General features: G+C 62.3%; 19 protein-coding genes and 3 pseudogenes. 20 read left to right on the top strand and 2 right to left on the bottom strand.

Features of this window, described 5'->3' with window-relative positions; translation table 11 throughout:
- Window positions 1–86 precede the first annotated feature (86 nt).
- From eno to N0Q91_RS10500, 11 genes are all read left to right on the top strand, one after another.
- Window positions 87–1361, top strand: a complete 1275-nt coding sequence (gene eno / locus N0Q91_RS10550; protein WP_275598036.1) for a phosphopyruvate hydratase — start codon at window positions 87–89, stop codon at window positions 1359–1361.
- 411 nt (window positions 1362–1772) lie between these two features.
- Entirely contained in the window at window positions 1773–2093 is a 321-nt protein-coding gene (locus N0Q91_RS10545) for an FtsB family cell division protein (protein WP_100673941.1), read from the top strand.
- 136 nt (window positions 2094–2229) lie between these two features.
- Window positions 2230–3276, top strand: coding sequence for a pyruvate dehydrogenase (acetyl-transferring) E1 component subunit alpha (gene pdhA, locus N0Q91_RS10540; RefSeq protein WP_003535472.1), 1047 nt, complete (start codon window positions 2230–2232; stop codon window positions 3274–3276).
- A 17-nt stretch (window positions 3277–3293) separates the two neighbouring features.
- Window positions 3294–4673, top strand: coding sequence for a pyruvate dehydrogenase complex E1 component subunit beta (locus tag N0Q91_RS10535; RefSeq protein WP_275598035.1), 1380 nt, complete (start codon window positions 3294–3296; stop codon window positions 4671–4673).
- Between the two features lie 13 nt (window positions 4674–4686).
- Window positions 4687–6030 carry a pyruvate dehydrogenase complex dihydrolipoamide acetyltransferase gene (locus N0Q91_RS10530; RefSeq protein ID WP_275598034.1) on the top strand — a complete coding sequence of 448 codons (1344 nt, stop codon included), beginning with the start codon at window positions 4687–4689 and terminating at the stop codon, window positions 6028–6030.
- A 56-nt stretch (window positions 6031–6086) separates the two neighbouring features.
- Window positions 6087–6728: an SGNH/GDSL hydrolase family protein gene (locus N0Q91_RS10525; protein ID WP_100673938.1), complete on the top strand. Its 642-nt coding sequence runs from the start codon at window positions 6087–6089 to the stop codon at window positions 6726–6728.
- A 2-nt stretch (window positions 6729–6730) separates the two neighbouring features.
- Window positions 6731–7312, top strand: a complete 582-nt coding sequence (locus N0Q91_RS10520) for a GNAT family N-acetyltransferase (protein ID WP_275598033.1) — start codon at window positions 6731–6733, stop codon at window positions 7310–7312.
- 17 nt (window positions 7313–7329) lie between these two features.
- On the top strand, window positions 7330–8775 hold the full coding sequence (gene lpdA, locus N0Q91_RS10515) for a dihydrolipoyl dehydrogenase (protein WP_275598032.1): 1446 nt from the start codon (window positions 7330–7332) through the stop codon (window positions 8773–8775).
- Window positions 8776–8850: 75 nt separating this feature from the next.
- Window positions 8851–9102: a GlsB/YeaQ/YmgE family stress response membrane protein gene (locus N0Q91_RS10510; RefSeq protein WP_275598031.1), complete on the top strand. Its 252-nt coding sequence runs from the start codon at window positions 8851–8853 to the stop codon at window positions 9100–9102.
- A 134-nt stretch (window positions 9103–9236) separates the two neighbouring features.
- Window positions 9237–10208 (top strand): lipoyl synthase, encoded by a 972-nt coding sequence (gene lipA, locus N0Q91_RS10505; RefSeq protein WP_018097805.1) that lies wholly within the window; start codon window positions 9237–9239, stop codon window positions 10206–10208.
- Between the two features lie 158 nt (window positions 10209–10366).
- On the top strand, window positions 10367–10816 hold the full coding sequence (locus N0Q91_RS10500; RefSeq protein ID WP_018097804.1) for a type II toxin-antitoxin system RatA family toxin: 450 nt from the start codon (window positions 10367–10369) through the stop codon (window positions 10814–10816).
- On the opposite strand, the gene N0Q91_RS10495 is transcribed toward N0Q91_RS10500, so the two are convergent.
- Window positions 10804–11301: a CinA family protein gene (locus N0Q91_RS10495; RefSeq protein WP_100673934.1), complete on the bottom strand. Its 498-nt coding sequence runs from the start codon at window positions 11299–11301 to the stop codon at window positions 10804–10806. The two genes, N0Q91_RS10500 and N0Q91_RS10495, sit on opposite strands and share 13 nt — an antisense overlap.
- The gene (locus tag N0Q91_RS10490) at window positions 11282–12514 is read right to left on the bottom strand and encodes a bifunctional 2-C-methyl-D-erythritol 4-phosphate cytidylyltransferase/2-C-methyl-D-erythritol 2,4-cyclodiphosphate synthase (protein WP_275598030.1); all 1233 of its coding nucleotides are present in this window, start codon (window positions 12512–12514) and stop codon (window positions 11282–11284) included. Before N0Q91_RS10490 ends, N0Q91_RS10495 begins: the two co-directional genes overlap by 20 nt.
- Before the next feature lie 148 nt (window positions 12515–12662).
- Between N0Q91_RS10490 and dusB the strand changes: the two genes are divergently transcribed.
- From dusB to hflX, 9 genes and pseudogenes are all read left to right on the top strand, one after another.
- Entirely contained in the window at window positions 12663–13691 is a 1029-nt protein-coding gene (gene dusB / locus N0Q91_RS10485) for a tRNA dihydrouridine synthase DusB (protein ID WP_018097801.1), read from the top strand.
- A pseudogene (locus tag N0Q91_RS10480) lies at window positions 13688–14835 on the top strand (two-component system sensor histidine kinase NtrB). Before dusB ends, N0Q91_RS10480 begins: the two are co-directional and overlap by 4 nt.
- Window positions 14832–16287 (top strand): annotated as a pseudogene (gene ntrC, locus N0Q91_RS10475) (nitrogen regulation protein NR(I)). The pseudogenes N0Q91_RS10480 and ntrC overlap by 4 nt, the downstream one beginning before the upstream one ends.
- A 178-nt stretch (window positions 16288–16465) precedes the next feature.
- A pseudogene (gene ntrY, locus N0Q91_RS10470) lies at window positions 16466–18780 on the top strand (two-component system sensor histidine kinase NtrY).
- On the top strand, window positions 18770–20134 hold the full coding sequence (gene ntrX / locus N0Q91_RS10465; protein ID WP_018097797.1) for a two-component system response regulator NtrX: 1365 nt from the start codon (window positions 18770–18772) through the stop codon (window positions 20132–20134). Before ntrY ends, ntrX begins: the two are co-directional and overlap by 11 nt.
- A gap of 174 nt (window positions 20135–20308) precedes the next feature.
- Window positions 20309–21685, top strand: a complete 1377-nt coding sequence (trkA, locus tag N0Q91_RS10460) for a Trk system potassium transporter TrkA (protein WP_003535437.1) — start codon at window positions 20309–20311, stop codon at window positions 21683–21685.
- A gap of 11 nt (window positions 21686–21696) precedes the next feature.
- Window positions 21697–22560, top strand: coding sequence for a D-amino-acid transaminase (locus N0Q91_RS10455; RefSeq protein WP_018097795.1), 864 nt, complete (start codon window positions 21697–21699; stop codon window positions 22558–22560).
- A 100-nt stretch (window positions 22561–22660) separates the two neighbouring features.
- A complete protein-coding gene (gene hfq, locus N0Q91_RS10450) occupies window positions 22661–22903 on the top strand; it encodes an RNA chaperone Hfq (RefSeq protein ID WP_003535434.1) in 243 nt (80 codons plus the stop codon).
- Window positions 22904–22909: 6 nt separating this feature from the next.
- Complete coding sequence (gene hflX, locus N0Q91_RS10445; RefSeq protein ID WP_275598029.1) at window positions 22910–24307, top strand: GTPase HflX; 1398 nt, start codon at window positions 22910–22912, stop codon at window positions 24305–24307.
- Window positions 24308–24432 lie beyond the last annotated feature (125 nt).

Below are 24432 nucleotides of genomic sequence, written 5' to 3'. Positions count from 1 at the left end.
GATTTTGCGCTCCCGGCGCCATTGTAATTTCGGGGCCGTGAATTAAGACAGGCCGACCATTATCATCGTCCATAAGGGAAGAGATCATGACTGCAATCATCGACATCATCGGCAGAGAGATACTCGACAGCCGCGGCAACCCGACCGTCGAGGTCGATGTCCATCTCGAGGATGGCAGTTTCGGTCGCGCGGCGGTTCCCTCGGGCGCCTCCACCGGTGCGCATGAAGCCGTCGAACTGCGCGATGGCGGCACGCGTTACCTCGGCAAGGGCGTCGAACGCGCCGTCGATGCGGTGAACGGCGAGATATTCGAAGCGATCGGCGGCCTCGACGCTGAAAACCAGATTCAGATCGATCGTACCATGATCGAGCTCGACGGCACGCCGAACAAGTCGCGCCTCGGCGCCAACGCCATTCTCGGCGTTTCGCTCGCCGTCGCCAAGGCCGCCGCGGAAGCCTCGGGCCTGCCGCTCTACCGCTATGTCGGCGGCCCGAATGCGCATCTTCTGCCCGTTCCGATGATGAACATCATCAATGGCGGCGCTCACGCCGACAATCCGATCGACTTCCAGGAATTCATGATCATGCCGATCGGCGCCGAGACCCTGAAGGACGCCGTCCGTATGGGTTCGGAAGTCTTCCACACGCTGAAGAAGCAGCTTGCCGCGGACGGCCACAACACCAATGTCGGCGACGAAGGCGGCTTCGCGCCGGGCCTCGCTTCCGCGCCGGCAGCCCTCGACTTCATCATGAAGTCAATCGAGAAGGCCGGCTACAAACCGGGCGAGGACATGTATGTCGCTCTCGACTGCGCTTCGACCGAATTCTTCAAGGACGGCAAGTACGTCCTCGAGGGTGAGGGCCGTACGCTGGAGCCGGGCGCCATGGCCGAGTATCTCGCCGAGCTCGCCGGCAAATATCCGATCATCTCGATCGAGGACGGCATGGCTGAAGACGATTGGGACGGCTGGAAATCCTTGACCGACCTCGTCGGCAACAAGTGCCAGCTCGTCGGCGACGACCTGTTCGTCACCAATTCTGCGCGCCTGCGTGACGGCATCAAGATGGGCGTCGCGAACTCCATCCTCGTCAAGGTCAACCAGATCGGGTCGCTTTCGGAAACGCTCGACGCGGTCGAGACCGCCCACAAGGCGCGTTACACCGCCGTCATGTCGCACCGCTCCGGCGAGACCGAGGATTCGACGATTGCCGACCTCGCGGTCGCCACCAATTGCGGTCAGATCAAGACCGGCTCGCTCGCACGTTCCGACCGGCTCGCCAAGTACAACCAGCTGATCCGTATCGAAGAGCAGCTCGGCCCGCAGGCGCAATATGCCGGCCGCTCCGTGTTGCGCGGTTGATTGAAAGGCGGGGGCAACTGATCCTCTCGCGGGACGATTGCCCTAGGGCATGCGATAAACGGTTTGACCGTCGCATGCCCAAAACTGTCACGGGTTCTCCCCCTTGTGGGGGAGACGACAAGCGGCCTGACCAGCCGGTTTCTCTCCGTAGCAACTGTTCCCGCCAGAGGAGCAGCCCTGACGGTTTGACGGGGAGAAGGGAAAAGCGGCGTCGTCACGAGTCTCCTTCGTCCCGCTTGCCGAACGCTCCGTCCTCCGAGTTCTCTTTCCATTCGCAAATTGTTTATGGTCAACCGTCGGTTAATCAATCGACGCTAGTCTTCATCTTCGTACTGCGTATTGGAGCGGGCGCGGGACAATGGTTTGCAGTATCTCCTGCAGCCCGCGCCAACTCAATTCAGGGCATGAGCGATGTGGACACGGCATCACAAGAAGCGGAAACTGGGGCGATTGGTGGTGCCGTTGCTGGCGGTCGCCTTCCTTTCCTATTTCGGCTATCATTCGATCCATGGCGGTTATGGTCTGGAGGCGACGAAGGAGTTTGACCGTCAGATTGCCGAGCGGCAGGCACGGCTGGACGAGCTCACTCAGACGCGAAAAATCCTGGAAAAGGAAGTCGAGCTGATGAGCGACGGTTCGCTCGAGAGAGACATGCTGGATGAGAAGGCTCGCCTCGCGCTCAACATGTCGCGCAGCGATGAGATCGTTATTTTCCACCATTCCGATGATTAACCTGAAATAGGTTAATCTCGAAATCATATTATATATCAATGCGTTGACGCGAATAATAGCCATGCAAATATAGCATTGCTGCCGCGCTTTTCTTTCCCTATGGTAGCCGCCAAAGGCTAACCATTGGGAGGAACGAATGGCTCCGCGAAAATCCGCGTCCGTTTCCAGCCGCAAGACCGCTGCCAAGCCGGCCAAGAAAGATTTTGCCGGCGGCACGATCGCCGAATTCTCCAAGGAAGACGATCTCAAGGCCTACCGCGAAATGCTGTTGATCCGGCGTTTCGAGGAAAAGGCCGGCCAGCTTTACGGCATGGGATTCATCGGTGGTTTCTGTCACCTCTATATCGGTCAGGAAGCCGTCGTTGTCGGGATGCAGCTGGCCCTGAAAGAGGGCGACCAGGTCATCACCGGCTATCGCGACCATGGCCACATGCTCGCCTGCGGCATGAGTGCGCGCGGCGTGATGGCGGAGCTCACCGGTCGCCGTGGGGGCCTTTCCAAGGGGAAAGGCGGCTCGATGCACATGTTCTCCAAGGAGAAGCACTTCTATGGCGGCCACGGCATCGTCGGTGCGCAGGTCTCGCTGGGGACCGGCCTCGCTTTCGCCAACAGGTATCGCGGCAACGACAATGTGAGCCTCGCCTATTTCGGCGACGGTGCGGCGAACCAGGGTCAGGTCTATGAGAGCTTCAACATGGCCGCTCTCTGGAAGCTGCCGGTGATCTACATCGTCGAGAACAACCGTTATGCCATGGGTACCTCCGTGTCGCGGGCATCGGCACAGACCGATTTCTCCCAGCGCGGCGCTTCCTTCGGCATTCCCGGCTATCAGGTCGACGGCATGGATGTCCGCGCCGTCAAGGCCGCTGCCGACGAGGCGGTCGAACATTGCCGTTCCGGCAAGGGCCCGATCATCCTCGAAATGCTGACCTACCGCTATCGCGGCCATTCGATGTCCGATCCGGCGAAGTATCGCTCGAAGGACGAAGTGCAGAAGATGCGTTCGGAGCATGATCCGATCGAGCAGGTGAAGGCCCGTCTGACGGATAAAGGCTGGGCCACCGAGGACGAACTGAAGCAGATCGACAAGGAGGTTCGCGACATCGTGGCGGACAGTGCCGATTTCGCCCAGTCTGATCCGGAGCCGGATGTCTCCGAGCTCTACACCGATATCCTGCTTTGATCCGGGGAGGGACAAATATGCCTGTAGAAATCCTTATGCCTGCCCTTTCCCCGACCATGGAGGAAGGCACGCTCTCCAAGTGGCTGAAGAACGAGGGGGACAAGGTGTCCTCCGGCGATGTCATCGCGGAAATCGAAACCGACAAGGCCACGATGGAAGTGGAAGCGGTTGACGAAGGCACGATCGGCAAGCTGCTGATTGCAGCCGGCACCGAGGGTGTGAAGGTGAACACGCCGATCGCCGTGCTGTTGCAGGATGGCGAAGCCGCAAGCGACATCGATTCCATGAAGGCCGAAGCCCCGAAAGCGGAAGCACCGAAGCCGGCCGAGCCGGAAGCGCCGGCTGCTTCCGCGGCGCCCGTCGCGGCGCAGCCCAAGGCGGTTCCTTCCGACCCGGCAATCCCGGCCGGAACCGAAATGGTGACGATGACCGTCCGCGAAGCGCTTCGCGACGCGATGGCCGAAGAGATGCGCGCCAATGAGGACGTCTTCGTCATGGGCGAAGAGGTCGCCGAATACCAGGGCGCCTACAAGGTCACGCAGGGCCTGTTGCAGGAATTCGGTGCGCGCCGCGTGGTCGACACGCCGATCACCGAACACGGCTTTGCCGGCGTCGGCGTCGGCGCGGCGATGACGGGTCTGCGCCCGATCGTCGAGTTCATGACCTTCAACTTCGCCATGCAGGCGATCGACCAGATCATCAACTCGGCCGCCAAGACGCTCTATATGTCCGGCGGCCAGATGGGCGCGCCGATCGTCTTCCGCGGGCCGAGCGGTGCTGCTGCCCGCGTCGCGGCGCAGCACTCCCAATGCTATGCCGCCTGGTACAGCCACATTCCGGGCCTGAAGGTCGTCATGCCCTATACGGCGGCAGACGCGAAGGGGCTGCTCAAGGCTGCCATCCGCGATCCGAACCCGGTGATCTTCCTCGAAAACGAGATCCTTTACGGCCAGTCCTTCGCAGTGCCGAAGCTCGACGATTTCGTGCTGCCGATCGGTAAGGCCCGCATTCATCGTGCCGGCAAGGACGCGACGCTCGTCTCCTTCGGCATCGGCATGACCTATGCGATCAAGGCCGCGGCGGAACTCGAGGCGCAGGGTATCGACGTCGAGATCATCGACCTTCGCACGATCCGTCCGATGGACCTGCCGACCGTCATCGAATCCGTCAAGAAGACCGGCCGCCTGGTTACCGTCGAGGAAGGCTATCCTCAATCCTCGGTCGGCACCGAGATTGCCACCCGCGTCATGCAGCAGGCCTTCGACTATCTCGATGCGCCGATCCTGACGATCGCCGGCAAGGACGTGCCGATGCCTTATGCGGCCAACCTTGAAAAGCTTGCTCTGCCGAATGTCGCGGAAGTCGTCGATGCGGTGAAAGCCGTCTGCTACAAATAAAGGGGGTCGTTCGATGCCAATCAACATCACCATGCCGGCCCTCTCTCCGACCATGGAAGAAGGCAATCTGGCCAAATGGCTGGTCAAGGAAGGCGACAAGGTCAAGTCCGGCGATGTGATCGCCGAGATTGAGACCGACAAGGCGACGATGGAAGTGGAAGCCGTCGACGAGGGCACGGTCGCCAAGATCGTCGTTCCCGCCGGCACTGAAGGCGTCAAGGTCAATGCGCTGATCGCGGTTCTCGCCGGCGAGGGCGAAGACGTCGCGACTGCCGCCAAGGGCGGCAACGGTGCAGCGGGAGCAGCCCCGGCACCGAAGCCGCAGGGAACAGCCGAAACGGCACCCGCCGCCGCGCCGGCACCCGCCGCAGCGCCGGCACCGCAGGCTGCTGCTCCGGCTTCTCCTGCATCCGCCGACGGCGAAGGCAAGCGCATCTTTTCGTCGCCGCTGGCCCGCCGCATCGCTAAGGAGGCAGGCATCGACCTTTCGGCGATCGCCGGTTCCGGACCGCATGGCCGCGTCGTCAAGAAGGACGTCGAGGCAGCCGTTTCCGGCGGCGCAGCCAAGCCCGCCGCCGCGCCAGCAGCAGCTCCGGCCCCGGCGACGCTCGCAAAGGGCATGTCGGAGGATGCCATCCTCAAGCTCTTCGAGCCGGGCTCCTACGAACTCGTGCCGCATGACGGCATGCGCAAGACGATCGCCAAACGCCTCGTCGAATCGAAGCAGACGATCCCGCATTTCTATGTTTCGGTCGATTGCGAGCTCGACGCGCTTTTGGCGCTGCGCGCCCAGCTGAATGCCGCAGCACCTGAAAAGGATGGTAAGCCGGTCTACAAGCTTTCCGTGAATGACATGGTGATCAAGGCGCTTGCTCTGGCATTGCGCGACGTTCCGGATGCGAATGTGTCCTGGACCGATCAGAACATGATCAAGCACAAGCACGCGGACGTCGGCGTTGCGGTTTCAATTCCCGGCGGCCTGATCACGCCGATCGTCCGCCAGGCGGAGTTGAAGAGCCTCTCGGCGATCTCCAACGAGATGAAGGATCTCGGCAAGCGCGCCAAGGAGCGCAAGCTGAAGCCTGAAGAATATCAGGGCGGCACCACGGCCGTTTCGAATATGGGCATGATGGGCGTCAAGGACTTCGCCGCCGTCGTCAATCCGCCGCACGCGACGATCCTCGCGGTCGGCGCCGGCGAGGACCGTGTCGTGGTCAAGAACAAGGAGATGGTCATCGCCAATGTGATGACCGTCACGCTTTCGACCGACCATCGCTGCGTCGATGGAGCGCTCGGCGCCGAACTGCTCGCCGCCTTCAAGCGCTACATCGAAAACCCGATGGGCATGCTCGTCTGATGCGATCCGGACCGGCTTCCCAGCCGGTCCTTTCCCCATGAAAAGCGAGTAGGCAGATGAAGACAGTCCTTTGCTACGGTGACAGTCTGACCTGGGGATACGATGCAAGCGGTTCCGGCCGGCATGCGCTGGAGGACCGCTGGCCGAGCGTGCTGCAGAAGGCGCTCGGTTCGAACGTGCATGTCGTCGCCGAAGGGCTGAACGGGCGGACGACCGCCTATGACGACCATCTCGCCGATTGCGACCGGAACGGGGCGCGTGTCCTTCCGACGCTCCTGCACACCCACGCGCCGATCGATCTCATCCTCCTCATGCTCGGCTCGAACGATATGAAGCCGATCATTCACGGCACCGCTTTCGGTGCGGTGAAGGGTATCGAGCGCCTCGTCAATCTGGTGCGCAGGCACGACTGGCCGACGGAAACGGAGGAGGGGCCCGAAATCCTCATCGTCTCGCCGCCGCCGCTCTGCGAAACGGCCAACAGCGCTTTTGCCGCCATGTTTGCGGGTGGGGTCGAGCAATCCGCAATGCTGGCGCCGCTTTATCGCGATCTCGCCGACGAGCTCGACTGCGGCTTCTTCGACGGCGGATCAGTGGCCAGGACGACGCCGATCGACGGTGTCCACCTCGACGCGGAGAACACCCGGGCGGTCGGCAGAGGATTGGAGCCTGTCGTGCGGATGATGCTCGGGCTTTGACGATGACGGCTGGCGCGACCCTCAGGCCTGCGAAGCGAAGCGAGGCAGCGGAACTTGCGATCCTGATCGACATCGCCTCACATGGGTTTGCCTCATGGCTCTGGTACGGCGGCGTTCTGAGCAAATCCGCGGAAACCGCCTTCGAGCATGGCCGCAACGTGCTGCGTCGGGATACCGGGCCGGGTGCCTGGCGCGATGCGGTGGTGGCCGAAATCGGAGACGAGATCGTCGGCATGTCGGTTTCCTACGGCATCGATGCATCGATTCTCGAGATCGAGCCGAAACATCCCGTGCTTGCGCCCTTGCTTTTCCTGCAGAAGCAGGGGGTCGGCCACTGGTTCATCGATAGCCTCGGCGTTTATCGCCATCACCGTGGTAAAGGCATTGGCCGCGCTCTGCTCGAGAACGAGATTTCCCGCGCTGGGCAGGGGCCGGTGAGCCTGATCACCGAAAGCCACAATGAAACGGCGCAGGCGCTCTACAGGATGAACGGCTTCGAGGAGGTGGCGCGGGCCGAGGCCGTGCCGCTTTTCGAAGACAGCAGAAAACACCACTGGGTGCTTTTCACCCGCAACGCCGCTTGACCAAAGGTAGGAAAAACATGGCTGAGAATTACGACGTGATCGTTGTCGGTTCGGGTCCGGGCGGATACGTGACCGCCATTCGTTCGGCGCAGCTTGGCTTGAAGACGGCGATCGTCGAGCGGGAGCATTTGGGCGGGATCTGCCTCAACTGGGGCTGCATTCCGACCAAGGCGCTGTTGCGCTCCGCCGAAATTCTCGACCATGCCAATCATGCCAAGAACTACGGGCTGACCCTCGAAGGCAAGATGACCGCCAACGTCAAGGATGTCGTCGCCCGCTCGCGCGGCGTCTCTGCGCGGCTGAACGGCGGCGTCGCCTTCCTGATGAAGAAGAACAAGGTGGACGTGATCTGGGGCGAGGCGAAGCTCACCAAACCCGGCGAGATCGTCGTCGGCGCGCCGTCCAGGCCGGCCGTCCAGCCGCAGAACCCGGTTCCGAAGGGCGCCAAGGGAGAGGGGACCTATACGGCCAAGCACATCATCGTCGCAACCGGCGCGCGCCCGCGAGCGCTCCCCGGCATCGAGCCGGACGGCAAGCTGATCTGGACCTATTTCGAGGCGATGAAGCCGGAGGAATTCCCGAAGTCGCTGCTCGTCATGGGCTCCGGCGCGATCGGCATCGAATTCGCGAGCTTCTACCGCTCGATGGGCGTCGACGTGACCGTCGTGGAACTGCTGCCGCAGATCATGCCGGTCGAGGATGCGGAAATTTCCGCCTTGGCCCGTAAGCAGCTCGAAAAGCGCGGCCTGAAAATCATCACCGATGCCAAGGTGACGAAGGTCGAGAAGGGCGCGAACGACGTCACGGCGCATGTGGAGACGAAGGACGGCAAGGTTACGCCGATCAAGGCGGACCGTCTGATCTCCGCCGTCGGCGTTCAGGGCAATATCGAGAATCTCGGCCTCGAGGCTCTAGGCGTGAAGACCGACCGCGGCTGCATCGTCACCGATGGCTACGGCAAGACCAATGTCGCGGGCATCTATGCGATCGGCGACGTCGCCGGGCCGCCGATGCTGGCACACAAGGCCGAGCATGAGGGCGTCATCTGCATCGAGAAGATTGCCGGGGTTCCCGGCGTGCACGCGCTCGACAAGGGCAAGATCCCGGGCTGCACCTATTGCGACCCGCAGGTCGCCTCGGTGGGCCTTACGGAGGCGAAGGCCAAGGAACTCGGCCGCGACATCCGCGTCGGCCGATACAGCTTCGGCGCAAACGGCAAGGCGATCGCGCTCGGCGAAGACCAGGGCCTGATCAAGACCATCTTCGACAAGAAGACCGGCGAACTCATCGGCGCCCATATGGTAGGCGCCGAAGTGACGGAACTCATCCAGGGCTTCGTCGTCGCCATGAACCTGGAGACGACCGAAGAGGAACTGATGCACACGGTGTTCCCGCACCCGACCCTCTCGGAGATGATGAAGGAAAGCGTGCTCGATGCCTACGGCAGAGTATTGAACGCCTGATGACGCGCGGCCGTCCGGAACTTTCGGCTTTTTCACGCATTGATTGCATGACATCTACAATGCGGGGAGGTTCTCATGAGCTTGAATGGCGTAGGTATCCTGGCGGCGATCATCATCGGCGGGCTTGCCGGTTGGCTGGCGGAAAAATTCATGAACAGCCAGATGGGGCTGTTCATGAACATCATTCTCGGCATTATCGGCGCCGTGGTGTTGAATTTCATTCTCGCGGCGCTCGGCATGGCTTACAGCGGCTGGATCGCCTATCTCATCATCGGATTCATCGGCGCCTGCCTGTTGATCGCGGCGGGCCGCGCCGTCCGAGGGTAGGGCCATTCCCCCATCGCTTGCCGTCAGGCTGCCATGCAAATGGTGGCCTGACTTTTCATTTCCGGCTGTTTATATAAGGCGACAAGGTGCGGGCGGCCTTGTTGCCGCTCGCCCGTCACTATGAAGGAAGACACATGGTAACGGTTTTCGACGCCGTCTCGGATCGGGCGCAGCGTGTTCGTCACCCGGAAAAGGCCCACCGGCCCGACACCGAGGTCCTGCGCAAGCCGGACTGGATCCGTGTGAAGGCACCGACCTCCAAGGGATATCAGGAGACCCGCTCGATCGTGAAGAGCCATAAGCTCGTTACGGTCTGCGAGGAAGCCGGGTGCCCGAACATCGGCGAGTGTTGGGACAAGAAGCACGCGACGTTCATGATCATGGGCGAGATCTGCACGCGTGCCTGTGCCTTCTGCAATGTCGCGACGGGCAAGCCCAATGCCCTCGATCTGGACGAGCCCGCAAATGTCGCCAAGGCGGTGAAGCAGATGGGCCTGAGCCATGTCGTCATCACCTCCGTCGATCGCGACGACCTCGACGATGGCGGCGCCGAGCATTTCGAGAAGGTCATTTTCGCGATCCGGGAAGCCTCGCCGGAAACCACGATCGAAATCCTGACGCCCGATTTCCTGCGCAAGCCCGGCGCGCTGGAGCGTGTCGTGGCCGCCAAGCCGGACGTTTTCAACCACAACCTCGAAACGGTTCCGTCCAACTACCTGACGGTCAGACCGGGCGCGCGCTATTTCCACTCGATCCGGCTTCTGCAGCGCGTGAAGGAACTCGATCCCACCATGTTCACCAAGTCGGGCATCATGGTCGGCCTCGGCGAGGAGCGCAACGAAGTGCTGCAGCTGATGGACGACCTGCGTACCGCCGATGTCGATTTCCTGACGATCGGCCAATATCTGCAGCCGAGCCGCAAGCATCACAAGGTCGAGAAATTCGTCACTCCGGAAGAATTCAAGTCCTACGAGACGGTGGCCTACACCAAGGGCTTCCTGATGGTGTCCTCGAGCCCGCTGACCCGCTCGTCCCACCATGCCGGCGACGACTTCGCCCGGCTGAAGGCGGCGCGCGAGAAGAAGCTGGCGGCTGCGGCGGAGTAGTCCGCCTGCTTCCGCCCCTCGTCCGGCCTGCCGGCCACCTTCTCCCCGCAGGCGGGTCGAAGGACATTCGTGGCAACACTCCACGACCATCGACAACAAGCCGGCACAAATGCGCCGCCTCCTTGATCTTCTCGCGCTGCAGCCTTAACTCACAATCCATGCCCCATTTCGAAACCAACCACGTCGTCAAGCACTCGGCCGAGCAGATGTTCGCTCTCGTCGCCGATGTCGAGCGCTATCCGGAGTTCCTGCCCCTTTGCGAAGCGCTGAGCGTACGCTCACGCAAGGAGCGCGACGGCAAGGTGCTGCTGCTTGCCGACATGACCGTGGGCTACAAGGCGATCCGGGAAACATTCACGACGCAGGTGCTTCTCAAAAGGGAAGAGCGGATCATCGACGTCAACTATATCGAGGGTCCGTTCAAGTACCTCGACAATGTCTGGCGTTTCGAGCCCGTGAACGATAACCAATCGATCGTGCATTTCTGCATCGACTATGAATTCAAGAGCCGCCTTCTGGGCGCGCTTATGGGCTCGATGTTCGATCGCGCCTTCCGCATGTTCTCCGAAGCATTCGAAAAGCGGGCGGATGTGATCTACGGGGCGTGAGCCAGTTCTGCGACCAGATCGAGCGCCGTATGCACGGTGGCAAGCCGCACCGCACCTCGGCCGATGTCTCCGTAACGCATCTCCCGGTGAACCGTCGCGCCGTCACGGGCGGCGGCGGCGAGATGAACGAGGCCAACGGGCTTCTCGGCGGAGCCGCCGCCCGGGCCGGCTATGCCCGTGACGGCTATGGCGATATCGGCGGCTGAGTGCGAAACCGCGCCGCGGGCCATTTCGATGGCCGTCTCACGCGAGACGGCTCCATGTGCGGCAAGCGTTGCGGGATTAACGCCGAGCATCTCGACCTTGGCTTCGTTGGAATAGGTGACGAAGCCGCGGTCGACGACGGAGGACGAGCCTGCGATTTCCGTCAAGGCGCCGGCGATCAGGCCGCCGGTGCAGGACTCCGCCGTCGCCAGCTTCAGTCCGAGGGAGGTGAGATCCCGGATTATCGCCCGCGCTTTCTCTTCAGTATCGGTCGTCCACATCGGGCTTGCTCCGTGATGCATAGACGACAGTCGCGGTGGCGATCGCCGCAATTCCTTCATTCCGCCCGACAAAGCCGAGTTTCTCGTTGGTCGTCGCCTTGATCGAACAGCGGTCGAGCGAAATGCCGAGTATCGCCGCAAGGTTTTCTCGCATCTGCTGACGGTGCGGCCCGACCTTGGGCGCCTCGGCGATCAGCGATATGTCGGCATTGGTAATAGTGCCGCCGCGCTCGCGGACGATCTGCGCAGCGTGTTCGAGAAAGATGCGCGAAGCCGCGCCCTTCCACTGCGGGTCGGATGGCGGGAAGTGGTCGCCGATATCGCCGGCACCGCAAGTGGCGAGCAGGGCGTCCGTCAAGGCATGCAGGGCTACGTCCGCGTCGGAATGGCCGGAGAGTTTGCGGTCGTGGGGGATGAAGACACCACAGAGGGTTACGCCGTCGCCGTCCACGAGTTGATGCACGTCATAGCCGTTGCCTGTGCGCACATCGGGAATGGCCATGCGGGTCAGTTTCTCGTCTGCCATCGACAGGTCCCTCCGGAGCGTCAACTTGAAATTGTCCACGGTTCCTTCCACCAGAAGGACGGGGATGCCGGCCCATTCGGCGATCGAGGCGTCGTCCGTAAAGTCGGACCTGCCGCTTGCCGCCGCTTGCCGGTGAGCGGAGAGGATCAGCTCGAGGCGGAAGCACTGCGGCGTCTGTGCGGCATAGAGATCGGTTCGCGGGACGGTCTCGGCGACGAGGCCGGCCGCCGTCGTACGCTTCAGCGTGTCGGCGACTGCAATTGCCGGCAGGAGGGCCTGGGCGCCGCCACGAAGCGCCGCACCGCAGCGATCGAGCAGTGCGTGATCGAAAAAGGGTCGCACCGCGTCGTGGATCATCACGTATTCCACGCCTGTAGCGGCGACCGCTTCCAGCCCGGCAAGCACCGAAAGCTGGCGTGTCGCTCCGCCGTGGACCACTGTCAGCTCCGAAGTTGCCGCCATCCGCCGGCGGGCCGCCGCGAACAGCTCTTCGTCGTCCGGGTGGATCACGACGACGACAGGTCCCGTTCCGGGCCATGTCGCGAAAATGTCAAGCGTATGGGCGATAACGGGGCGATCACCGATCGTGCGGTATTGCTTCGGTCCCTCGGCCGACTGGCCGGCGCGCTCGCCGCGGCCGGCCGCAACGATCACGACGCCGCAGGAGAACTGTTCTTCGCCTTGCATCTTTTGTATGTGGTCCCGCATTCGCCAATATTCGCCGTGATGTACCGCGAAGGTCCTGCCATGGCCAGCCATGCGAGGAATTTTGTCCCGCGCGTCGAAAAGGCTTGGCAAGCAGAAGAACAATGTCTAAAAATAGTGCACGATTTTCATGTGCCTGAAAGATATGCATTTGCCCTCGACGGCTTTTTCACCCTCGCTTCTGATCGGGAATGTCGAAATCCGCAATCGCGTAGCGCTCGCGCCGATGTCCGGCGTGACGGATCTGCCCTTTCGTACGCTTGCCTGGCGTTTCGGGGCCGGGTTCGTCGTGACCGAGATGGTGGCGAGCCGCGAACTGGTCGGTAATGCCGCCGAATCCTGGGCGCGGCTGAAGAATTCCGGCATCGACCCCCACATCGTGCAACTCGCCGGGCGTGAGGCGCATTGGATGGCCGAGGCGGCGAGGATCGTCGAGGCCAATGGCGCCGATATCATCGACATCAACATGGGCTGCCCTGCGAAGAAGGTCACCGGGGGCTATTCCGGATCTGCGCTGATGCGCGATCCGGATCACGCGCTTTCGCTGATCGAAGCGACGGTCAACGCAGCCACGGTCCCGGTAACGCTCAAGATGCGCCTCGGCTGGGATGAGAATTCGATCAATGCGCCGCTGATTGCCCGCAGGGCTGAGGAGGCAGGCGTGAAGGCGATCACCATTCATGGACGCACACGCATGCAATTCTACAACGGCAAGGCCGATTGGGATGCGATTCGGGCCGTCCGCGAGGTGGTCTCCGTCCCGCTGATTGCCAATGGCGATGTGGGTTCGGTTGCCGATGCGCACGAGATCCTGCGCCGGTCGGGTGCGGACGCCGTCATGGTCGGTCGATCGTGCCAGGGGCGGCCTTGGCATGCTGGCGTTCTCGCCGGCGCTGCGGCTCACCCGGATGCGTCGGGCGTCGCCTGCATATTTGCGGAGCATTACGAGATGATGCTTGAATTCTACGGCGTGGAGGTCGGGCTGCGGACCGCCCGCAAACACGCGGGCTGGTATCTCGATCGTTTCGCGCCCGAGCTTCCCGCTTCGGAGAAGGCCGCGATTCTGACATCGACCGACACGGCTTTCGTACGCGACAGCGTGGTAGCCGCCATTGCTCGCTCCGGCGATGCGGCGGCGAGGGAGGAGATTGCGGCATGACGGAGAAGGCAACGGCACCGGTGGAAGGCGCCAACGATCTTTCCATGGCCGTGCTGAACGCGATCCAGAATCCGGTCATCCTGGTGGACGAGAATGGCTTCGTCGCCTTTGCGAACTGGGAGGCCGAATCCTTCTTCGGGGCCAGCGCCAACCATCTTGCGCGGCACGATATCAGCGCCTTCATTCCGTTCGGCAGCCCGCTCCTGACGCTGATCGAGCAGGTTCGCGAGCGGCGGGCGGCGGTCAACGAGTACCGGGTGGACCTCAGCTCTCCGCGCCTTGGAGCCGACAAGCTCGTCGACCTTTATGTGGCCCCGGTACTGTCGCAACCCGGATCGGTGGTGATCGTCTTCCAGGAGCGGTCCATGGCGGACAAGATCGACCGCCAGCTCACCCACCGTGCCGCAGCGCGGTCCGTCACCGGCCTTGCTTCGATGCTCGCCCACGAGATCAAGAATCCGCTTTCGGGCATTCGCGGTGCCGCGCAGCTCCTGGAAACCTCCGTCAATGACGAGGATCGCGCCCTGACGAGACTGATCTGCGACGAAACCGACCGCATCGTCTCGCTCGTAGACCGGATGGAGGTCTTCTCCGACGAGCGCCCGGTCGACCGCCTGCCGCTCAACATCCATGCGGTGCTCGACCACGTCAAGGCGATCGCCAAGGCCGGCTTTGCCCGGAGAATCAAGATCTCGGAACATTACGATCCGTCGCTTCCCCCGGTTTTCGCAAACCGCGACCAGTTAGTTCAGGTCTTCCTGAATCTGATCAAGAATGCGGCCGAGGCGATCGGCGACAGGTCGGACGGCGAGATTCTGCTGACGACGGCCTATCGGCCGGGCATTCGCCTGTCGGTCGCCGGAACACGCGAAAAGATTTCGCTGCCGCTGGAATTCTGCGTGCATGACAACGGTCCAGGCGTCCCCCCGATCTGCTGCCGCATCTTTTCGACCCGTTCATCACCACCAAGACGAACGGGTCCGGTCTCGGCCTGGCGCTTGTGGCCAAGATCATCGGCGGCCACGGCGGCATCGTCGAATGCGACAGCCAGCATAGCCGCACGACCTTCCGCGTTCTCATGCCGGCATCCAAGGGGTTGGCGGCCGATGACGAAACTCCGATGACAAAAGGAACCGATGGATGACGGGCGCAACGATCCTCGTCGCGGATGACGACGCTGCCATTCGCACCGTGCTGAACCAGGCGCTCAGCCGTGCCGGATACGATGTGCGCATCACCTCCAATGCTGCAACCCTCTGGCGCTGGATAGCGGCCGGCGACGGCGACCTGGTCGTGACCGATGTCGTGATGCCGGACGAAAACGCCTTCGATCTCCTGCCGCGGATCAAGAAGGCCCGGCCGGATCTGCCGGTTCTCGTGATGAGCGCTCAAAATACCTTCATGACGGCCATCAAGGCTTCGGAGAAGGGCGCTTACGACTATCTGCCGAAGCCCTTCGATCTGACGGAGCTGATCGGCATCATCGGCCGGGCGCTCGCCGAACCCAAGCGGCGGCCCTCGAAGCTGGAGGACGATTCGCAGGACGGGATGCCGCTCGTCGGCCGTTCCGCCGCCATGCAGGAAATCTACCGTGTGCTTGCCCGGCTGATGCAGACCGACCTCACCCTGATGATCACCGGCGAGTCCGGCACCGGCAAGGAACTCGTCGCCCGTGCACTGCACGATTATGGCAAGCGGAGAAACGGTCCCTTCGTCGCCATCAACATGGCGGCGATCCCGCGCGACCTCATCGAGTTCGGAGCTGTTCGGTCATGAGAAGGGGGCTTTCACCGGCGCCCAGACGCGCTCCACCGGTCGTTTCGAGCAGGCCGAAGGGGGGACGCTCTTCCTGGACGAAATCGGCGACATGCCGATGGATGCGCAGACGCGTCTCCTGCGCGTGCTGCAGCAGGGCGAATATACGACCGTCGGCGGACGCACGCCGATCCGCTCGGATGTCCGCATCGTCGCCGCCACCAACAAGGACCTGAAGCAATCGATCAATCAGGGCCTTTTCCGCGAGGACCTCTACTATCGCCTGAATGTCGTGCCGCTGCGTCTGCCGCCCCTGAGAGACCGCGCCGAAGACATCCCGGACCTTGTCCGCCATTTCGTCCAGCAGGCCGAAAAGGAAGGGCTCGACGTCAAGCGCTTCGATCAGGAGGCTCTGGAGCTGATGAAGGCGCATCCCTGGCCGGGCAATGTGCGCGAACTCGAGAACCTCGTTCGCCGTCTGACGGCACTTTATCCACAGGATGTCATTACCCGCGAAATCATCGAGAACGAACTGCGCTCGGAGATACCGGACAGCCCGATCGAGAAGGCTTCGGCGCGCTCGGGCTCGCTGTCGATATCGCAGGCGGTCGAGGAGAACATGCGGCAGTATTTCGCGAGCTTTGGCGATGCCTTACCGCCCTCCGGCCTTTACGACCGCGTCCTTGCGGAAATGGAATATCCTCTGATTCTCGCGGCTCTGACGGCGACCCGCGGCAACCAGATCAAGGCGGCCGACCTCCTGGGTCTAAACCGCAATACGCTGCGCAAGAAGATCCGCGAACTCGGGGTCTCGGTGTACCGCAGCTCGCGTAGCGCTTGACTGAGATGCAACACCGTTGCATTTTCGCCACAATGCGTTGCTTGAACCTCGCATAAGCGCCGATTCGCCGGCGCTCGGTCGCAGCCCGTCGATCAGACCGGTGCGGGCGGGGGCTTAGCGTGTCCGAAAGGAGACGCGGCGCTGTAAGGTTCAATGTCTCGGTCCGGGACGCAGGCGTATGCCGGTGTCGTCGGTACGCCGGTTGGGGGTAGCACTTTTCATGGTGGATGGAATGGCCTTGCCATTGGGCACGGAGGACCGAGTCGCTGCTGCCCAGGATCGGCGAGCCTCGTTCGCCTTGCCGGGGCTTATGCTCGCCACCGGCGCCCTGATCTGCGCCACCTTGTCGCTGCTCGTTCTTCTCGGCCTGACCCCGATCCGTCCCGAGAGAAACATCGTGATCGCCTGCGCCGGCATCAACGGACTCTTCGTCGTGGGCCTGATCTATCTCATCGCACGCGAGATATTCAGGCTGCTCAGGGCGCGCAGCAAGGGAAGGGCCGCAGCGCGTCTGCACGTGCGCATCGTCGCGCTCTTCTCGATCGTCGCAATCACGCCGGCGATCCTCGTCGCGATCTTCGCCAGCATTACCCTCGATGTCGGCCTCGATCGCTGGTTCTCGCTGCGTACGCAGGCGATCGTCCGTTCCTCCCTGAACGTCGCGCAGGCCTATGTCCTCGAGAATGCCAGCTACCTTCAGGGTCAGACGGTGTCGATGGCCAACGACCTGGAGCGCAATCGCCAGCTCTATAGCCTCGACCGTACCGGCTTCGTCGAGCTGATGACACGGCAGGCGAGGGGGCGCGGCATGCTCGGCGCATTCCTCGTGCGCGCCGACGGCAGCGCCATACTCCAGGCCAATATTTCGACCGATCGTCCGCTTCCGGCGATCCCGCAGGACGCACTGAAAAGCACCATTGCCGGCCAGCCGACACTTATCCCCCGGGCGTGACCAACCTGGTGGGGGCGGTCATTCCGCTCGAAAACATTCCGGGCACCTATCTCTACACCGTCAGAAACGTCGATCCGGAAGTCATGCGATCGATGCGGCTGATGGAAGAGAACACTGCGGAATACAAGACGCTCGAGGCCGGGCGTACCTCCCTGCAGATCGCCTTCGGCGTCCTTTACATCGGTTTTGCCCTGATCGTGCTGCTGGCGGCGATCTGGACGGCCATTGCGGTCGCCGACCGCATCGTCCGGCCGATCCGGCAACTGATCGGCGCGGCCGACAGCGTCGCTTCAGGCAATCTCGACGTCGTCGTTCCCGTGCGTGCAGTCGACGGCGACGTCGGCAACCTGTCGCGCACGTTCAATAAGATGGTGAGCGAAATTCGGACCCAGCAGGATCAGATCCTGGTGGCGAAGGACGAGGTCGACCAACGCCGCCGCTTTATCGAGGCAGTGCTCTCCGGCGTGACGGCAGCGGTCATCGGCGTCGGCAGGGATCGACGGATCACCATCTTCAATCCGTCTTCGGAGGGGATGCTGAAAAAGGCGGCGCCGGAGCTCATCGGCGCGAATCTGAGCGACGTGGCCCCGGAAATCGAAGCGGTTCTGGTTGAGGCCGAGAGCCGCTACCGCAACGATTACCGCAAGCAGATCAACATCATGCGCGGCGGCACCGAGCGCACGATGAATGTTCAGGTGACGCGGGAGGAGGGCGACGAATCGCATGGTTCCTATGTCATCACCGTCGACGACATCACGGATCTGGTAATCGCGCAGCGCTCCACCGCCTGGGCGGACGTCGCTCGCCGCATTGCGCACGAGATCAAGAACCCGCTGACGCCGATCCAGCTCTCGGCCGAGAGGCTGAAACGCCGCTACGGCAGGCAGATCGATCAGGAGGATCGTGCGGTCTTCGACCAGTGCACCGAAACGATCGTGCGCCAGGTCGAGGACATCGGCCGGATGGTCGACGAATTCTCCGCCTTTGCGCGCATGCCGAAGCCGACGAAGGAGAAGTCCGACCTGCGGGCGATCCTGAAGGACGCCGTATTCCTGCGCGAGATGGGCAACACCCACATCAACTTCGTCCGCGATTTCGGCGACGAACCGCTCGAGGGGCAGTTCGACGGCCGCATGCTGGGTCAGGCGTTCGGCAATCTCGTGAAGAACGCGGTGGAGGCGATCGAAGCCGTGCCCGCGGGAACGTCGCGAGGCGCGCCGAAGGTCCTCATCCGATCCCGTCGCGATGATACCACCGGCCGGTTCGTGGTCGACGTCATCGACAACGGCAAGGGGCTTCCGACCGAGAACCGGCACCGAATTCTGGAGCCGTACATGACGATGCGGGATAAGGGCACCGGTCTCGGCCTCGCTATCGTCAAGAAGATCATCGAGGACCACGGCGGGCAACTGGAACTGCACGACGCACCGCCGGACTTCGACGGCGGCGCCGGGGCGATGATCCGGGTGGTTCTGCCGCCTGCCGGCGAGACCGGGGGCGAAGATAATTTAAAGGATAAGGGTAATACCAATGGCGGCTGATATTCTGGTTGTGGATGACGAGGAGGATATTCGCGAGATCGTCTCGGGAATCCTGTCGGACGAGGGCCATGAAACGCGGACCGCTTTCGACAGCGAGAGCGCGCTCGCGGCGATCAACGACCGTGTGCCACGCCTGATCTTCCTGGACATCTGGATGCAGGGAAGCAAGCTCGACGGTTTGGCACTGCTCGACGAGATCAAGAACCGCCACCCCGACTTGCCGGTGGTGATGATCTCGGGTCACGGCAACATCGAAACCGCCGTCTCCGCGATCAAGCGCGGAGCCTATGATTTCATCGAGAAGCCGTTCAAGGCCGACCGGCTGATCCTGATCGCCGAGCGGGCGCTCGAGAATTCCAAGCTCAAGCGCGAAGTCTCCGAGCTGAAAAGGAAGTCGGGCGATCCGGTGGAGCTGATCGGAACCTCGGTTGCCGTGTCGCAGCTGCGCCAGATGATCGAGAAAGTGGCACCGACCAACAGCCGCATCATGATCCAGGGACCGTCCGGCTCCGGCAAGGAACTGGTCGCGCGGATGATCCATCGTAAGTCCGCGCGTGCCAACGGTCCTTTCGTGGCTCTCAATGCGGCTGCGATCACGCCCGACAGAATGGAGATCGCGCTTTTCGGTACCGAAGGAACTGCGGGGCAGCCGCGTCGAACCGGTGCGCTCGAGGAGGCCCATGGGGGCATCCTCTACCTGGACGAGGTCGGCGAAATGCCGCGCGAAACGCAGAACAAGATCCTGCGCGTCCTCGTCGATCAGCAGTTCGAGCGGGTCGGCGGCTCCAAGCGCGTCAAGGTCGATGTCCGCATCATCTCCTCGACCGCCTACAATCTCGAGAACATGATCACCGAAGGCCTTTTCCGCGAGGACCTGTATCACCGGCTTGCCGTCATTCCGGTGCGCGTTCCCGCTCTTGCGGAGCGGCGCGAGGACATCCCTTTCCTGGTCGACATGTTCATGCGACAGGTAAGCGAACAGGCCGGCATCCGCCCCCGCAAGATAGGCGAGGATGCGCTGGCCGTGCTGCAGGCGCATGATTGGCCCGGCAATATCCGCCAGTTGCGCAACAACATCGAGCGCCTGATGATCCTTGCGCGCAGCGACGGTCCCGATACGCCGATCACCGCCGACATGCTGCCGAACGAGGTGGGGGACACCCTGCCGAAGATTTCGGCGCAAAGCGATCAGCACATCATGACCTTGCCGCTGCGGGAGGCTCGCGAGATGTTCGAACGCGATTATCTGATCGCCCAGATCAACCGCTTCGGCGGAAATATCTCGCGCACTGCGGAATTCGTGGGAATGGAGCGCTCCGCCCTTCATCGCAAGCTGAAGTCGTTGGGCGTGTAATTGAAAACGGAAGGGGCGTATTTCGCCCCATCTCGAGCATTTCAATGTTTCATGGAGACACTGAAACGCTCCGACCCTTTGATCCAACGACTTCCGGACGGAAAACCGTTACACACTTTTGCTGGAAGTGCTCTAGAGCCATCTGCAGATCCGTCCCAGACGTAAGGAATAGCAATGAAGGTGATCATATGCGGGGCAGGGCAGGTCGGCTACGGCATCGCCGAGCGGCTGTCGCGCGAGAATAACGACGTTTCGGTGATCGATACGTCGGCCGCGCTGATTGCCTACATAACCGAGACGCTGGACGTGCGCGGTTACGTCGGCCACGGGGCGCATCCGGATGTACTGGCGAAGGCGGGCGCCGATCAGGCCGACATGCTCATCGCGGTAACGCTGTACGATGAGGTCAACATCGTCGCCTGCGAAGTAGCGCATGCGATTTTCAACGTACCGACCAAGGTCGCCCGCATCCGCGCACAGAGCTATCTGGCGCCCGAATATTCCGACCTCTTTTCGCGCGAGAACGTCCCGATCGACGTGACGATCTCTCCGGAAATCGAGGTAGGGCGGCTCGTGCTTCGCCGCATTTCCTTTCCCGGTGCCACAGACGTGGTGCGCTTCGCGGATGATCGGATCGCGATGGTTGCGATCGAATGTATGGAAGACTGCCCCGTCGTCGACACGCCTCTGCAGCAATTGAGCGAGCTCTTTCCCGATCTGCACGCGACCGTCACCGGTATCTTCCGGGATGGCAAGCTGATAGTTCCGCATTCCTCCGACCAGTTGAAGACCGGCGATCTCGCCTATGTGGTCTGCGACCGCGACCATGCCCGCCGCACGCTGGCGCTCTTCGGCCACGAAGAACAGGAGGCGCGGCGGATCATCATCCTCGGCGCCGGCAATATCGGCTATTTCGTCGCCCGAACGATCGAGGAACAGCAGCCGCGCATGCGGGTGAAACTCGTCGAAAACGACCGCGACCGCGCCGTGCTCGTCGCCGACAAGCTCAACAGCACGGTGGTCCTCCACGGCTCGGCCATGGACCAGCGGATCCTGGCGCAAGCGGATGTCCAGGAGGCGGATCTCGTCGTCGCGCTGACGAATAACGATCAGATCAACATCCTCGGAAGCATGCTTGCCAGGAGGCTGGGAGCGAAGTCGACCCTCGTGCTGATCAACGAACCCGCCTACCAGGACTTCGCCGGCGCCGCCGGTGTCGATGCCTATATCAATCCGCGCGCCGTCACCATCTCGCGTGTGCTGCAGCACGTGCGAAAAGGCCGCATCCGGTCGGTGTATGCAGTGCAGAACGGCATGGCCGAGGTGATCGAGGCCGAGGCGCTCGAAACCTCTCCGCTGGTCGGCAAGGCGCTGCGCGAGCTGGAATTGCCGGAGGGTATCCGCATTGGCGCGCTCTATCGCGACAAGGCCTATGTGCGCCCGGACGGCAACACGCGGATCAAGGCGAAGGACCGCGTGGTCCTGCTCGCGGCCGCCGAGACCGTCCGTGACGTCGAACAGCTCTTCCGCGTCAGCATTCAATATTTCTGAGGGCCTCAGCCATGCCGAGAATCGCCTATGTCAACGGCACTTACGTCCAGCACGCCGAAGCCGCCATTCACGTCGAGGATCGCGGTTACCAGTTTGCCGACGGCGTCTACGAGGTCTGCGAGGTGCGCCACGGCTTCATCATCGACCTGACCCGGCACCTCGATCGCCTTGGGCGATCCCTGGGCGAGCTCAGGATAGGCTGGCCGATGAGCCGTGCGGCGCTGATCCATGTCATCCGGGAGGTGCTGCGCCGAAACCGGGTCCGAAACGGGCTCTTCTATCTGCAGGTGACCCGCGGCGTCGGACGTCGGGATCATGTTTTCCCTGATGCGGACACGCCGCCGTCGATCGTCGTCACCGCCAAGCGCACGGACCCTGGGGCGATCGCCCGGAAGAATGCCGAGGGCATATCTGCGATAACGGTGCCGGAGAACCGGTGGGACCGCGTCGACATCAAGAGCGTCGGCCTTCTCCCGAATGTGCTTGCCCGTCAGCGGGCGAAGGAAGCCGGCGCGCAGGAGGCGATCTTCGTCGACGTGGACGGCACGGTCAAAGAGGGGGCGGCGACGAATGTATGGATCGTGGACCGTGAAGGGACGTTGCGCACCCGACCGGCGGAGAACGGCATTCTGCGCGGCGTGACCCGCACCACCCTGATGGACGTAGCCAAGCCGCTGGGCCTCAAGATCGAGGAAAAGGCCTTCTCCGTGGAAGAAATGCTCGCGGCGCGGGAGGTCTTCATCACCGCTGCTACCAGCATCTGCTTTCCCGTCGTTTCCGTGGACGGAAAGACGATCGGCAACGGTCATCCGGGAAGCATAGCACAGAATATTCGCGAGGCCTTTTTCGACATTGCGGAAAAGACGGTGATTTGATACCAAACCCTGCGGAGGTGCCGGGATCGTACGTGACACCTTAAAAATTAACAAAATGCACCGGCGCAAGAACGCCGGCAAATAAGAAAGAAGCGGCGCGATGGCGGAACGTTCTCAAAACTTGCAGGATCTCTTTCTCAACACGGTCCGCAAGCAAAAGATTTCTTTGACCATTTTCCTCATCAACGGCGTCAAGCTGACGGGTGTCGTAACATCGTTTGACAATTTCTGTGTGCTGTTGCGCCGCGACGGTCATTCTCAGCTCGTCTACAAGCACGCCATCTCGACGATCATGCCGGGCCAGCCGTTGCAGATGTTCGAGAATGAGGAAGCTGCCTCCTGACGGGGTGTGAGGAACATTACCAAGCGTGATTCAAAATCGTCGTCGATCATTCCGGAGCTCGAGACGCTCCGTGATGATTCGCGTGCCGTCGTCATCGTTCCGATCCTGAAAAAAACCGGGAAGGCGTCTGCCGACATCGTTGCGCAGCCCGCCACGCGTTCGGACGAAAGCCGGCTGGAGGAGGCGACGGGCCTGGCGCTCGCCATCGACCTCGACGTCGTTCACGGCATGATCGTTCCCGTCGCCCAGCCGAAACCGGGCACGCTGCTCGGCACCGGCAAGATCGAGGAGATCGGCCACGTTCTGAGCGAGAAGGATGCGGGGCTCGTGATCGTCGATCACCCGCTGACGCCCGTCCAGCAGCGCAATCTCGAGAAGGAATGGAACGCCAAGGTCATCGACCGCACCGGCCTCATTCTGGAGATCTTCGGCCGGCGCGCCTCCACCAGGGAGGGCACGCTGCAGGTCGATCTCGCACATCTCAATTATCAGAAGGGCCGCCTGGTCCGCAGCTGGACGCACCTCGAACGGCAGCGTGGCGGCGCGGGTTTCATGGGCGGGCCCGGCGAAACGCAGATCGAGGCCGACCGCCGGCTGCTGCAGGACAGGATCGTCAAACTGGAGCGCGAGTTGGAGCAGGTGCGGCGCACGCGCCAGCTTCATCGGTCGAAGCGCAAGAAGGTGCCGCATCCGATCGTCGCGCTGGTAGGCTATACAAACGCGGGCAAATCGACGCTTTTCAACCGGATGACCGGGGCCGGTGTGCTCGCCGAGGACATGCTCTTCGCCACGCTGGATCCGACGCTGAGGCGGCTGAAACTGCCGCATGGGCGTATGGTCATCCTCTCCGACACCGTCGGCTTCATTTCCGATCTGCCGACGCATCTGGTCGCCGCCTTCCGGGCGACGCTGGAAGAGGTACTCGAGGCCGACCTGGTCCTGCATGTGCGCGATCTGTCCGATCCGGATAATCAGGCGCAGGCAAGCGACGTGCTGCGCATCCTGGCCGATCTCGGCATTGACGAGAAGGAGGGGGCCGAGCGCATTGTCGAGGTTTGGAACAAGATCGACAAGGTCGAGCCGGAAGTGCGCGAAGCGCTGGTGAAGAAGGCCGCGAGCGCCGACAACACGGTCGCCGTCTCGGCCATGACCGGCGACGGTGTGGACGATCTTCTCGCTGAAATAGGCCGGCGTCTTTCGGGCGTCATGACCGAGTGCACCGTCGTTCTGGGTCTCGATCAGCTACAGTTGCTGCCTTGGGTTTACCAGCACGCGATCGTCGACGGCCGCGAAGATCTCGAAGATGGGCGCGTGAGCCTGGATCTCCGTCTGACGGAGGGAGAGGCCACCGAGCTCGAGAGGCGGCTGGGCAATGGCCCGAAGGCCGTCCAAGAGGATTGGTAGCATCCTGGCGTGTTGCGCCATCTCCTGACTTCCTGCGTGGCCTGTGAGAAGTGTTTCGAGGGCCTTCCCTCATCCCTGTGCTCGTCACAGGGATGAGCGCAGCGCCGCGTCTGCGGCGCGAAAGA

Source organism: Sinorhizobium prairiense (assembly GCF_029201645.2).
Taxonomy (GTDB): Bacteria; Pseudomonadota; Alphaproteobacteria; order Rhizobiales; family Rhizobiaceae; genus Sinorhizobium; species Sinorhizobium meliloti_A.
The sequence above is the reverse complement of the archived record's forward strand: the minus strand, read 5'-3'. Positions and strand labels throughout refer to the sequence as shown.

Coding starts and splice junctions, on each gene's coding strand:
- hfq (WP_003535434.1), top strand. CDS start 22,661: ATGGCGGAACGTTCTCAAAACTTGCAGGATCTCTTTCTCAACACGGTC.
- N0Q91_RS10500 (WP_018097804.1), top strand. CDS start 10,367: ATGCCCCATTTCGAAACCAACCACGTCGTCAAGCACTCGGCCGAGCAG.
- lpdA (WP_275598032.1), top strand. CDS start 7,330: ATGGCTGAGAATTACGACGTGATCGTTGTCGGTTCGGGTCCGGGCGGA.
- eno (WP_275598036.1), top strand. CDS start 87: ATGACTGCAATCATCGACATCATCGGCAGAGAGATACTCGACAGCCGC.
- N0Q91_RS10510 (WP_275598031.1), top strand. CDS start 8,851: ATGAGCTTGAATGGCGTAGGTATCCTGGCGGCGATCATCATCGGCGGG.
- N0Q91_RS10495 (WP_100673934.1), bottom strand. CDS start 11,301: ATGTGGACGACCGATACTGAAGAGAAAGCGCGGGCGATAATCCGGGAT.
- N0Q91_RS10525 (WP_100673938.1), top strand. CDS start 6,087: ATGAAGACAGTCCTTTGCTACGGTGACAGTCTGACCTGGGGATACGAT.
- N0Q91_RS10490 (WP_275598030.1), bottom strand. CDS start 12,514: ATGCAAGGCGAAGAACAGTTCTCCTGCGGCGTCGTGATCGTTGCGGCC.
- ntrX (WP_018097797.1), top strand. CDS start 18,770: ATGGCGGCTGATATTCTGGTTGTGGATGACGAGGAGGATATTCGCGAG.
- N0Q91_RS10520 (WP_275598033.1), top strand. CDS start 6,731: ATGACGGCTGGCGCGACCCTCAGGCCTGCGAAGCGAAGCGAGGCAGCG.
- trkA (WP_003535437.1), top strand. CDS start 20,309: ATGAAGGTGATCATATGCGGGGCAGGGCAGGTCGGCTACGGCATCGCC.
- N0Q91_RS10530 (WP_275598034.1), top strand. CDS start 4,687: ATGCCAATCAACATCACCATGCCGGCCCTCTCTCCGACCATGGAAGAA.
- pdhA (WP_003535472.1), top strand. CDS start 2,230: ATGGCTCCGCGAAAATCCGCGTCCGTTTCCAGCCGCAAGACCGCTGCC.
- lipA (WP_018097805.1), top strand. CDS start 9,237: ATGGTAACGGTTTTCGACGCCGTCTCGGATCGGGCGCAGCGTGTTCGT.
- dusB (WP_018097801.1), top strand. CDS start 12,663: ATGTGCCTGAAAGATATGCATTTGCCCTCGACGGCTTTTTCACCCTCG.
- N0Q91_RS10455 (WP_018097795.1), top strand. CDS start 21,697: ATGCCGAGAATCGCCTATGTCAACGGCACTTACGTCCAGCACGCCGAA.
- N0Q91_RS10545 (WP_100673941.1), top strand. CDS start 1,773: ATGTGGACACGGCATCACAAGAAGCGGAAACTGGGGCGATTGGTGGTG.
- N0Q91_RS10535 (WP_275598035.1), top strand. CDS start 3,294: ATGCCTGTAGAAATCCTTATGCCTGCCCTTTCCCCGACCATGGAGGAA.